Here is a 12,470-nt window from a genome sequence, read left to right as displayed (position 1 = left end):
GACGTTGAAACGGCTCAACTACTTCAGGCCGCCAGCGCCTTACCGCCTGGTCCTGCACGAAAGGGAGGTATAACCCTTCCTGCCCGCCAGTTCGCCGGCGGGAGATGTTGCTGGTGGACTACACCGCTCACCGGAAAGGTCAGAATCGTATTCCTGACTCCTGGCATGCAACATTTATGCTGCACTGCACACAACAATGCTGATACTAGAGTCGAATCAGGTCAAAACCCAAGCATCCTGTTGAGGAAGTTTAATAACCGTTCGTTACAGCCAGAGGGCAAAACCGCGAAATGTGGTGAATCTGGCGATGTGGTGTACGACAGATCCACCTTGGGAGAAAGGTAATACAGGGAGAAAGACTGGCGTTACTGCTCCAGCATGCCGTCCTGTACCGCACGCATGACCAGCTCAGCGTTATTGCGAACATCCAGTTTACGCATCAGATTGGCGCGATGGGTATGGACGGTCTTCACGCTGAGGTGCAGGGTATCCGCCACTTCGCTGACACTGAGACCGCGAGCCATCAGCTCGTATATCTGGAACTCACGGCGGGTCAGCGCGTCACCTTCGCTGATTTCCCGGGACTGTTTTTTCAGGATGGAGCGTACGTTGGTGGCGTAATACTCCTGTCCGTTGGCCAGTTTGTTGACCGCTTCCAGCAGCTCCTCAGGAGCACAGCGTTTGGTCAGATAGCCTTTGGCACCTGCCGCAATCGCACGCTGCGGAAAGGGCTCATTCTCGTGCACAGTGAGCACCAGCACCCTGGCGTCCTGATGATGGCTGCAGATGCGTTTAATCCCCTCCAACCCACCGAGGCCGGGCATCGACATATCCATGATGACCACATCGGGCTGTAGCTGCGGGTACTGCTGTACCGCCTCTTCCGCCAGACGTGCCTCACCAATCACGCGAATATCGCCGGACGACTCCAGCAGCCGGGAAAAGCCTGCCCTCACAACATCGTGGTCATCAACCAGCATGACTCGTATCGGATTCACTCTTCTGCCCTTGCACTGACGCTGCTGTTGCAGCAAAGGCTCACTTCAAGGCTGGCAGGCAGAGGCTACTCCTCTGCCTGCCAGATACGACGGGCCCTGCCCTGTGGGCAAGGCCATCAAGCACTTACAGTGAGAAGGCACTGAAGCCTGCTTCCAGCAGTTGCTTCTGCCCCTGCTCGTGGGTCACCACGGCAGCACTGGCCTTGTCGATCTGCAGATAAGTTTCTGTGACGCGACGCAGATCTGCTGCGGTGGTTTCCAGTACACGCTGACGGAACAGTTTGCGCTGCTCCTGAGTACGTCCATGCAACAGATTGTGGAAGGTCTGGATGGCTTCGCCTGCGGGCGAGCCGGGTTTATCCAGCGAACTGACCACGCCCAGCACCGCCTCTTCCAGCTTGGCCTGATCAATGGGGCTGCTGAGCACCCAGTCGATGGCACGGTCAAAGTCTGCCAGCGTCGCCAGATTGCGCGGATCACGATAAGAGTAGAAACGGAACACGCCATTGCCTGCATCATGACCTGCACCACCACCATAGGCACCGCCCTGCTCGCGAATGACACGGTGCAGGAAGCCGTTCCTCAAATACTCGCCCAGTACGGTCAGGATGGGCGCATCCGCGTGACCTGAATGTACTGTGGGATAGGCTTTGGCACAGAAGTTCACCTGAGTATTTACTTTCCACGCCTGCAGTCTGGCGACATCCGCCAGCTGTGGCTGCCAGTGACCAGACTGTACATCGCCTGCAACATGCCACTGCGGGCTGAGACGAGCGATACACTCTTCCAGTCGCTCCCCTTCAGCGACCAGCACCACCTGCCGTGCCTGTTCGGCAAAGCGCTGATGGAGTGCTGCAAAGGTGCCTGTCAGTTCCTGCATCTGGCCTTCGTCCGCCAGCTTCTTGTCCAGTTGCTGAATAAAACGAATCCCTTCCAGACCTGAGTTGATGTGAGCCAGACGCGCACCGGGGCTGAATACCGCCGCAGATGCCAGCATGGCCAGTGAATGACCACTGCCTGTCACACTCTGACGCTTGCGCGAACTGCGCTGTGCGATCAGCTCACGAATACGCTGGTGTTCGTCGAAACGTACATGCTGGAAGGTATCCAGCATCAGCTCATCCAGTGCCTGATGATTACGGGCCAGTGCCTTGCCACTGATAACCAGATAGGCACCCAGCTGTGACGGATCGTTGATATTGGCGCGCAGCGAGGTGTATACGCTCAGGCCACCGCTGACCTGTGCCTGCCGGGCCTGCATTTCCATATAGTCTTTCTGGCCCACGCCCAGCTCTGCCACGCTGCCAACGTAGTAAGGCAGCAGACTCAGCTGCTCCTGATTCAGCTCGGGCAGGGGCAGCACCACCTGCTGGTAAACAATGCCGTTGGTACCACGATCATAGCTGGTCACGCGCACGGGTTGCTGATGGGCGATACCCACCACTTCCTTCATATCAGCAGGTACATCCTGCAGGGTCACCTTGGGCAGAATGTCCGCATCGTCGATCTGATCCTGACGCTCCTGCAGCGCCTTGGCCTGAGCAACCAGACTGGCTTTCTGTTCGTCAGTCAGGCCAGCCTTGATTTCGGCCAGCGTGTCCTTTTCAGCCTGTTCGCGACGCTCCGCCAGTTTGGCATCAGGACGCAGCGTCAGACGTACCCGGTGCGGGTTGTTGAGCAGCAGTTTGTTGATCAGACCGGGGATGAACTGGCTGTCTTTGACATCCTCACGCAGACGCTCCAGTACCGGATCCAAATCCAACAGCGCAATGGGATCACCACGGTGAATCGCACTGGACAACAGCCCCAGCCCCAGTTGCAGGCCATAGGGATAGCCATCACCACCGATTTCACGCTGGCTCAACTCCAGCTGATGCAGTGCGGCATCGACCTGATCCTGATCCACCCCCTGATCGGCCAGTTTCTGCAGGGTATCCAGCACCAGCTGTTCAAAAGCCGCCGCCTGCTCAGGGTTACTGCCCTCCAGGCCACACATGAAACTGATCTCGCGGTTGGAGTCTTCCAGTCCGCAAAGTGGAGAGGGTGACTGGCCCAGACCACAGGTTTCCAGCGCATGGCGCAGGGGCGAGGCACTGTGATCAAGCAGCACCTTGCTGAGCAGATTGGCTTTCAATGAATCATAGAGATTGATGCTGGAGCCCAGCAGCCAGCCCATGACCAGATGCGTTTGATTCTGCAGGTCGTCTTCGTTACAGGCATAGGCTTCTTCAACGATGATGGGCGCGAAGTAACGTTTCTCATCCGTCACTTCCAGCTTGTCATCCAGCCTGTCGAAGCGCTTCAGCGCCTGCTCATGCATCTTTTCCTGGTGTTCATACGGGTCGATGTTACCGAAGGTCATGAACACGGCATTGGTGGGATGATAGTGGCGCTTATAGAACGCCAGCAGCTCTTCATAGCTCAGATCAGGAATGCAGGCAGGATCACCGCCGCTGTTGTAGTGATAGGTCGCCGTCGGGAACAGGTACTTCGTCAGGGTCTGCCACAGAGTGCTGACCGGCGAACTCATGGCCCCTTTCATCTCGTTGAAGACCACACCTTTGTATTCCAGTGCCGACTCCGGATTTTCCGCTTCGGCAAACTCCAGACGATGGCCTTCCTGAGCGAAGTCGAGAGGGTCAAGGCGGGAGAAGAAGGCCGCATCCAGATAGACATCCAGCAGGTTGTTGAAGTCTTTCTTGTTCTGACTGGCAAAGGGATACGCCGTCCAGTCACTGCTGGTAAAGGCATTCATGAAGGTATTGAGTGAACGGCGGGTCATCATGAAGAACGGATCACGCACCGGGTAGCGTTCACTGCCGCACAGGGCAGTGTGCTCCAGAATGTGCGCTACGCCGGTGGAGTCCATGGGCATGGTACGAAATGCCACCATGAAGACGTTTTCTTCGTTATCGCTGGCAATGTGGTAGTGCATGCTACCGGTCTGAAGGTGTTCGAACTCGGCAACTTCAATACCCAAGGACGCAATGGGCGTCTGCCGGATCAGGCGGAAGGCGGAGTGTGTCTTCATCATTTAGTTTCATCCAGACAACGCTGCACTGCCTCTGATCATTGTTACCGTCAGGGCATACAGCAAAAACTCAGTAACGGCACACACCATTACAACCAGTCAGTTCTGTCAGGCCAGCAAACTGTGCTTACAGTCTCAATCAGCGGCCTTTAATAGCAATTTATCCAACATACGGGTCGGCAGCAGCCGTTTCAACCAGGGCAACACTCTTGCCGGGCGGGTAACACGATAACGAGGCCTCGGATTCGTTGCCGTCAGTGCACTTTCCAGCACTTCCAGCACCGCTTCAGGCCCCAGAGTGAACTTGTCATTTAGCCCATCACGCTGCAAACGCGCGATCATATTGTCATAGGTGGCCGAGAAGCGGCTGTTGTTCTTATCGATATGACGCATGAATGCCTGATAGGCATTGTCACGAAACTGACTCTGAATTGGTCCGGGCTCAATCAGCACGACCTTGACGCTGGTATCAGCCAGTTCCAGTCTCAGGGTATCTGCCATCCCTTCAATGGCAAACTTGCTGGCCACATACGCGCCTCGTAGCGGCATGGCTACCTCGCCCAGCACCGAGCTGTTGTAGATCAGCCGTGCATCTGATGAGGCTTTGAGCAGGGGAAGCAACTGACGTGTCAGTTCATGCCAGCTGAAGACATTGGTTTCAAACTGCTCGCGCAGGGCTGCGACAGGCAGATCCTCCAGCGCCCCCGGCTGACCGTATGCACCATTATGAAAAAGTGCATAGAGTTTGCCTCCTGTCAGTGCATGAATCTGCTCCACCGCCTCATTCAGCGACCGGCCGTCGCGCAGATCCAATGGCAATACCGTCAGACCCTCTTTCTGCAAACGCTCAACATCTTCCTGCCGGCGGCAACTGGCGATGACACTGAATCCCTGCTGATGCAGAGCCAGAGCGCAATGACGGCCAATGCCGGTTGAGCAACCCGTGATCAGTATCCATTTCTGCGTGCTATCTACTGTCAACCTCAGCCTCCTTTCCACGAGCTGGTGGCCACTATGACCAAGATGACTTTCAGCATAATCAGTGATTGTTGATCCATATCGTGGCAAACACCCTGTGACATACCGACAATTGATCAATATTTGCACATGGCATTTGATGTGCATGTGCAGCACCGAAGACCCCGTCAGTCGCCAAAGGTGTGGCACTGGAACAATCTGCAATGATATTGAAACTACCGCCAACTAATGTTTTGACTAGCCAAACTATTGCTTTGACTAAATTGTGAACAGCGATTAACATCTGCTCATCCTTATTGTGCAACGCACAAAACAGCATAGGTGCCAAGCGCAAATCCATAGGTGAGAAGCCCGATAAACTACAGGAGTTGCCCCATGTACGAAGCTTACTTTACTGACTTTAAAAAGACTTTTGCGCCCATGACTGAAGCCATGGAAATCAGCAAGAAGGCCTTTGACAAACTGAGCAGCTGCCAGAGCGCCTGCTTTGTAGACCTGAGCGGAAAATGCTTCAAGCAATCTCAGGCCCTGATGGAAACCAAAGACGTCAAAGCCGCCATGGATCTGCAGGTGCAGTTTGCCAAGGATATGGAAGCGCGTCTGACCAATACCTTTGAAGAAAGCGTCGCTGCCATGACTGAAGCACGTGAGTCTTACACCGCACTGTTTGAAAAACAGATGTCTGAACTGACCGACTCTTCAACTGCTTTTGACTTCAGCAAGTTCGTTGATTTCAGCAAATTCGCGCTGGACAAGGCGAAAGAAACCACCAAAGAAGTCACCAAAACTGCCAGCAAAACCGCTAGCAAAGCCGCTGCTACTGCCACTGAATAATTCAGCGCCAGCAACAGCCAAATGACGATGCCGACGCAGCGATGTGTCGGCATTGTCATATCAGCAGGCAAGAAAGCAGTGCTCAGAGGGTGGAACTCAACCCCATTGCGTACTTCATGACCTTATTCTTGATCGGCCCGGTTTTGTCAGCCAACCCCAGTCCCAGAATGCGCAATAGTTTCAATGGTGGTAAGGAGGATGAAAAGGCTCTGGCAAACAAGTCCATCGTGCTCATCATCAGCAAATTGGGCTGTCTACGCCGCTTTTCGTAGTCTTGCAGCGGTGCCCCCTCACGAAGAGATTGCGGTGTAGCCTCACGCAATACATCCCGAAGTGCCATAACATCCATAAATCCGAGATTTACCCCCTGCCCTGCCAGCGGATGGATACTGTGTGCCGCGTCACCAATCAAAACAATACCGGGCTTTACATAGCTCTGCGCATGCTGGCGCTTGAGCGGGAACCAGGTCCGCCCCTCAATAGCAGTAATCTGACCCAGCTCAGCAGGAAAATGCTGTTCGAATGCGACTTTCAGGCTGTTAATATCCATCGCCATCAGCTCCTGCACTTTCTGCGGCGTGTTGTACCAGACCAGTGATGCATGGGGCCCATTCAGTGGCAAAAATGCCTCTGGCCCGGTCTGACGAAAGCGCTGCCAGGTAATATCCTGCTGGCTATAGACGGTACCTACGTTGGCAACGAGAACGTGCATGGGGTATTCCCAGGCGGTGACACCAATACCCGCAGTGTCTCGTACGCGGGAGCGTGCACCATCGGCGCCCACCAGCAGTGAGGTGTGGAAGCTACGCCCATCATCCAGGGTCAGTGTTGAAGCACTGCCATCGTAGTCAATCTGGTTGATACTGGCGGGGCAGATTACCTCGATGTTGTCATACTGCTCCAGTGCTTGCCACAGGCCCAACTGAACGACGCGATTTTCAATGATGTGACCAAGGTAGTCTCTTTGAATATCGTGACTATCGAACAGGGTGCCAGACTGCCAGTCTTCTTCCCACACCCGCATACGACGATACGGACAGGCTCGCATGGCAAGAATCGCCGACCACGCTCCTACTTCAGCAAGCAGCTGCTGCGAGGCCACACTAATTGCAGAAACACGCAGATCATGGGGTTGTTCTGCGGTAAAAGGCTCTGGTAACTGCTGTTCCAGCAACATCACACGGTATGCCGTATTGCCTAAGGCGGCAGCCAGAGCAGCCCCTACCATTCCACCGCCAACTATGACGATATCGACGTCAACTACCGCTGGGCGATGCTGATTTGAACTAACCTCTGCTGTAGTCTGGCTCACAGTAACCTGCCCTCTCGCAGTTGCACATTTTTCATCAGGCAATATCAAGACTATTAAACTTCAATAACTAATTGCTCATCTCTACCGCCGTAAACCTGTTTATCACTTACCTGCAATTGCTTGCGTACAAAAGTCGGTTAACAGGTCAGGTGGGAGGGATTATACTGCAGAGCCAGTGGTTCATCTGTATGAAATACAAGGGTTTTGATCCAGCACACAGTGACACAGGATACTGCCGACAAGTCACTGGCTGAAGCCACCTTACAGGCACAAGCTGACAAGCTGTGCTACCGTGAAGAAAACCAACGTGTGACCGGGCTGACGAAATGGCAAAGAACGAAGCAAAAAGCCAGGCTGAAAATAATGATCCACTGATGCAGTGGGCCACATTCAACCTTGCTGAAGAAACCTACGCAGTCGATGTAATGCAGGTCAAAGAAGTTCTGACCTACTCCTTCACAGAAATTGCTCCCGTACCGGGGTCTGCCTACTTTATTCAGGGTATTCTCAATCTGCGTGGTAACGTCATCACCGTAGTCGATACACGCGTGCTCTTTGGCTTGCCAAACACAGAGTCCACCAGCAACACCCGTATTGTGGTTATGGAGTTCCAGGATCAGGTCGTTGGTATGGTGGTCGATGCCGTAGCCGAAGTCATTTACCTGCGCCAGTCTCAAATCGAACGCACACCCAACGTGGGCACTGAGGAAAGCGCAAAATTCATTCAGGGTGTCAGCTATCACAATGACGAGCTGATCATCCTTCTGGACCTTAACCGCATCATTGAAGAAAACGAGCACGCCAAGGAAAGAATCGCCGAGCATGCGGCCGAAGATTTCTGATTGCTGGTGCTTTTCATTCACTTTAAAAACCTCTCAGACGAGAGGTTTTTTCTTTTAAAGATCATGACTTTCAGCCATCCGGTCATAGGACCAGCATGCTACCCCCCTGCGTGACCGGAGCCAAACTCACCGCTCTCTCCAATCTGTACTGTCTGTAAACATCACTCATGCAGTAGCCCTCATCGTGCGGATGGCCGACTGCAGGGAGATTATTACTCTGCTCTTGCGCGGCACACTCCCTTGCCTTGCATAGTCATGCAAACAACCAGCACAAATACTGCGCCATTCTGCCCTCTTTTTCGTAAAGCCCTCTACACTCTTATGTAGTTCAAAAAATATGCACATGACATCCACCATCGGGCCGTCACGGGCATCAGAACATCCTGCCGATGCCATAGCGCTGGAAAAGGAGCTTTCGAAGATGGAGTCATTCTCAACCAAGATTGACGTTATTCTCATTGTCGATGACCAACCTTCCAACATCCGAATTCTGAATGGAGCTGTAGCGCAGCTGGGAGACGTCATCTTCGCAACGAGCGGAGAAGAAGCGTTAGCGATGGCGAGACAACACCGCCCTGATCTTATTCTGCTCGATGTCGAAATGCCCGGCATGGATGGCTATGAGGTATGCCAGACCATCAAGAAGGACAGTGAGCTAAGCGATATCCCCATCATATTCGTAACTGCACACAGCGAAGTGCAGAACGAGCTGCGCGCCTTAGAGAGCGGAGGCGTCGACTTCTTACACAAGCCGATCCATTCCGCGATAGCACATGCACGGGTCAAAACTCATCTGGAACTACGCAGAGAAAAACAACAACTGGCACTCGCCAAAAGTACGATGCACAACATTATTCATCATCTCCCGGCGTTCGTTGCCTACTGGGATATTCACTTCAATAACATCTTCTCCAATGACCATGATGGTCTGTGGTTCGGGTATACAGCAGACAGGATGCTGGGAGAGTCTATATATCAGGTCATCGGCATCGACCCGGCTGACGTGCCACTTCTCAATACCGACAGCCCTGATATCAAAGGACTCCTGAGTTGCTTACCGCAAGTAACAAGTGGGCATACAGTGAGCAAAAACCTGCCTGTCAAAGACGCCAGCGGTAGCCTTCACTTTGTGCAGGCATCACTGGTACCGACGCTGATAGATGGGACATTCAATGGATTTGTCATGTTGCTGAATGACGTCCCTGAACTGAAAGCGGCGCAGTCTGCCCTGCATACGGAAAAGGAGCACCTTCGCGTCACCCTGAACTCGATTGGCGATGCCGTTATTGCAACTGACCTGGCAGGCTTAATTACCTTCATGAACCCGATCGCCGAGTCCCTGACCGGCTGGTATTCCGATGAAGCGCTGGGAAAACCTATCGAAAAGGTGATGCTACTTCACGACTCCAGCGGCGCATACCGGCTGAAGAACCCCATATACATCGCGTTACATGAACAGCGTGTGGTCGGCATGGCGCTCAACTCTTCACTGCGCAGACGAGACGGGCGAGACTTTGAGGTTGAAGACTCTGCCGCCCCCATTCGCGATGACGAAGGGGCTACTCAGGGGGCCATAATCGTTTTTCATGACGTCAGTGAAGCACGCGCAATGGCGCTGAAGATGTCCCATCTCGCCAATCACGATGCCCTCACCAATTTGCCTAACCGCATGCTGCTGCAGGATCGCGCTGATCGTGCGCTGCATAACGCCCGGAGCAAACGAGAAAAAGCAGCCATGATGCTGCTCGATATTGACCACTTCAAAACCATCAATGACTCTGTCGGCCACAGCGTGGGCGATCTGCTTATTCAAAATGTTGCGCTCCGGCTCAAACAGGCGGTCCGTGCCTGCGATACCGTCAGCCGCCAGGGCGGTGATGAGTTCATCATTCTGCTGCCAGATATCCGCTCCCTCGACGAACTGGCCTATCACGCCGAAAAGGTCATGATGACCATGGAGGAGCCATTCTGGTTAGAGCAGACCCGCTATGACCTGTCAGCCAGTGTAGGGATCAGTATCTACCCGGATGACAGCCCGGATGTTGAATCACTTTATCGTCATGCAGACTCCGCCATGTACAAAGCCAAGCAGGAAGGCAGAAATCGGTGGCACTTCTTCTCGCAGGAGATTGAAATCAGCATGCTGGCTCGCCATCGCCTTGAGCAGCATATGCGACAAGCACTGGATAACGGGCAGTACGAAGTGTTCTATCAGGCCAAAGTTGACGCCCGTCAGCATCGCGTCGTGGGGGTCGAGGCACTGCTGAGACTACGCGGGTCAGACCAGTCACTCATCTCTCCTGCTGAGTTTATCCCTCTGGCAGAAGAAACAGGACTGATCGTCCCGATTGGCAGATGGGTGCTACTGCAAGCCTGTCAGGATGCTCACAGCTGGCATCAGGCTGGTTTCGATATGAAGGTCAGTATCAACATTTCAGCCGTGCAATTCAGAGAGCCGAATTTTCATGAGGACGTAGATAATATTCTGAGGATTACCAATATCGATTCGAGCCAGGTCGAGCTGGAAATTACTGAGAGCGTTCTGGCAAAAGACACACAGGGATCACGTCTGATGCTGCTCGAATTGAAAAAATTGAGATTACAGATATCCATCGACGACTTTGGTACGGGTTATTCAAGTTTGTCGTATTTAAAACGCTTCCCGCTCGATGTTCTCAAAATCGACCAAAGTTTTATCAGGGATATGCTGAAGGACCCCAGCGACGCCACCATCGTTGCAACTATTATCAATCTGGCCCGGTCTCTGGGGCTGAGTACGGTGGCGGAAGGAGTTGAAACCGAAGCGCATGTGGACGCACTGCTCAATATGGGATGTGATGTTATGCAGGGTTACTACTACTGCCGCCCAATGCCTTATCAGCAAATGTGTGGATTTCTGAAAGAACATTTCGGCCAGCTGCAGTCGGACACAGCCAGCATCTGAATTTAGTAGTGCTGGTGAGAATATCTGTCATGAGGATAGGCGCCAGTATTATAGCCACCATCAGAGACATAATGGCCTCATTACACTGCTAGTCGGACTTGCATTGAACCGCCCCGGCTTTCGCGGAGGCTCCAACTTTTGAGAAGATGGAGCCATGAAAAAGAACAGCAAGTTTTCCCCTGAAGTCCGTGAGCGTGCGGTACGGATGATGTTTGAGCAGCGCGGTGAGCATGAGTCTCAGTGGGCTGCGATCGTATCGATCGCCAGCAAGATAGGCTGTAACCCACAGACGTTGTGTAACTGGGTGCGCCAGTATGAGCGTGATACGGGTCAGCGTGATTGACCACTCGCGAGCAGGAGCGGATCAGGTCGTTGGAGCGCGAGGTGCGGGAGCTGCGCAAAACCAACGAGATCCTGCGTCTGGCCAGCGCGTTTTTTGCCCAGGCGGAGCTCGACCGCCGCTTCAAGTCATAAGATCGTTCATCGACCAACAGCGGGCGCGGTTCGGGGTCGAGCCGCTCTGCAAGGTTCTGCAGATTGCCCCGTCCGCTTACCGGCGCCATGTTGCACGACAACGTCAGCCGGACCTGCGCAGCCGCCGAGACAAGCGCGATGAGGCGCTCAGCCACGACATTCGGCGGGTCTGGGAAGAGAACCTGCAGGTCTACGGTGCTGACAAGGTGTGGCGTGCGCTCAAGCGCCAGGGCGTTGCCGTGGCCCGCTGTACGGTGGAGCGAGTGATGAAACGGTTAGGACTGCATGGCGTACGCCGGGGCAAGGCGGTGCGAACCCCCCATGGAGATGAAAGCAGGCCCTGCCCGCTGGATCGGGTTAATCGGCAGTTCGTAGCCCAGCGCCCCAACCAGCTATGGGTCTCGGATTTCACCTATGTTTCGACCTGGCAAGGGTTCGTGTATGTGGCCTTCGTGGTGGATGTATTCTCGCGTTTCATTGTCGGCTGGCGCGTGAGCCGCAGCATGAGCACCGACTTCGTGCTGGATGCGCTGGAGCAGGCGCTATACGCCCGACGGCCAGAGCGGAACGCGCTGATCCACCACAGCGACCGGGGCTCGCAGTATGTGTCGCTGCGTTACAGCGAGCGGCTGGCTGAGATGGGGGTCGCGCCATCGGTGGGCAGCAAGGGCGACAGCTACGACAACGCGCTGGCAGAGACGATCAACGGTCTGTACAAGGCCGAAGTGATCCACCGGCGCCGCTGGCGCAGCCTGGAAGAGGTGGAACTGGCGACCCTCAATTGGGTGTCGTGGTTCAATCACCAGCGGCTGCTTGAGCCACTTGGCTATATTCCACCGGCAGAAGCTGAGGCAAACTACTACCGCAACCTCGGGAGTCAGGCCATTGCGGCTTGACTCAAACCAACCAGCCTCCGCAAAACTCGGGGTGGTTCAGTCTCAGACAAACGCTACAGATCGCTCTGCCTGATCGTGCTATTCGGTAGGCCATACGGAGGAACGAGAGTGCTTCTTGCATCCGAAGTGCAGCCTCACTCAGGACGTTAGTGAACTCTGAT

The 12,470-nt window shown here is 54.2% G+C and carries 8 protein-coding genes, 1 pseudogene and 1 other annotated feature; of the genes and pseudogenes, 4 read left to right on the top strand and 5 right to left on the bottom strand.

All coding sequences use genetic code 11. From position 1 onward, the window contains the following. Positions 1–365: 365 nt before the first annotated feature. The 4 genes from QCD60_RS22070 to QCD60_RS22055 all read right to left on the bottom strand — a co-directional run bounded on the left by QCD60_RS22070 (position 366) and on the right by QCD60_RS22055 (position 5,290). Positions 366–998 carry a response regulator transcription factor gene (locus tag QCD60_RS22070; protein WP_279788474.1) on the bottom strand — a complete coding sequence of 211 codons (633 nt, stop codon included), beginning with the start codon at positions 996–998 and terminating at the stop codon, positions 366–368. A 124-nt stretch (positions 999–1,122) separates the two neighbouring features. Further along, positions 1,123–4,032 (bottom strand): insulinase family protein, encoded by a 2,910-nt coding sequence (locus tag QCD60_RS22065; protein ID WP_279788472.1) that lies wholly within the window; start codon positions 4,030–4,032, stop codon positions 1,123–1,125. 132 nt (positions 4,033–4,164) lie between these two features. Continuing rightward, positions 4,165–5,010, bottom strand: coding sequence for an SDR family NAD(P)-dependent oxidoreductase (locus QCD60_RS22060; protein ID WP_279788470.1), 846 nt, complete (start codon positions 5,008–5,010; stop codon positions 4,165–4,167). Between the two features lie 58 nt (positions 5,011–5,068). Further along, positions 5,069–5,290, bottom strand: a complete 222-nt coding sequence (locus QCD60_RS22055; protein WP_279788468.1) for a hypothetical protein — start codon at positions 5,288–5,290, stop codon at positions 5,069–5,071. A gap of 92 nt (positions 5,291–5,382) precedes the next feature. Here QCD60_RS22055 and QCD60_RS22050 point away from each other — a divergent pair, with 92 nt between their 5' ends. Continuing rightward, entirely contained in the window at positions 5,383–5,841 is a 459-nt protein-coding gene (locus tag QCD60_RS22050; RefSeq protein WP_104151537.1) for a phasin family protein, read from the top strand. 82 nt (positions 5,842–5,923) lie between these two features. On the opposite strand, the gene QCD60_RS22045 is transcribed toward QCD60_RS22050, so the two are convergent. Then, the gene (locus QCD60_RS22045; protein ID WP_279788465.1) at positions 5,924–7,153 is read right to left on the bottom strand and encodes an FAD-dependent monooxygenase; all 1,230 of its coding nucleotides are present in this window, start codon (positions 7,151–7,153) and stop codon (positions 5,924–5,926) included. Positions 7,154–7,479: 326 nt separating this feature from the next. Between QCD60_RS22045 and QCD60_RS22040 the strand changes: the two genes are divergently transcribed. From QCD60_RS22040 to QCD60_RS22030, 3 genes and pseudogenes are all read left to right on the top strand, one after another. Further along, positions 7,480–7,995 (top strand): chemotaxis protein CheW, encoded by a 516-nt coding sequence (locus tag QCD60_RS22040; protein ID WP_104151539.1) that lies wholly within the window; start codon positions 7,480–7,482, stop codon positions 7,993–7,995. Positions 7,996–8,338: 343 nt separating this feature from the next. After that, complete coding sequence (locus QCD60_RS22035) at positions 8,339–10,939, top strand: EAL domain-containing protein (RefSeq protein ID WP_279788462.1); 2,601 nt, start codon at positions 8,339–8,341, stop codon at positions 10,937–10,939. A gap of 154 nt (positions 10,940–11,093) precedes the next feature. Then, positions 11,094–12,309, top strand: a pseudogene (locus tag QCD60_RS22030) (IS3 family transposase). Beyond that, positions 11,368–11,484, top strand: a sequence feature (AL1L pseudoknot). Its footprint overlaps the pseudogene before it by 117 nt. Positions 12,310–12,470: the final 161 nt, after the last annotated feature.

The sequence above is a fragment of the Pokkaliibacter sp. MBI-7 genome, assembly GCF_029846635.1.
Lineage (GTDB): Bacteria > Pseudomonadota > Gammaproteobacteria > Pseudomonadales > Balneatricaceae > Pokkaliibacter.
Note: the sequence above shows the minus strand (reverse complement) of the source record. Positions and strands in the feature narration are given on the sequence as shown.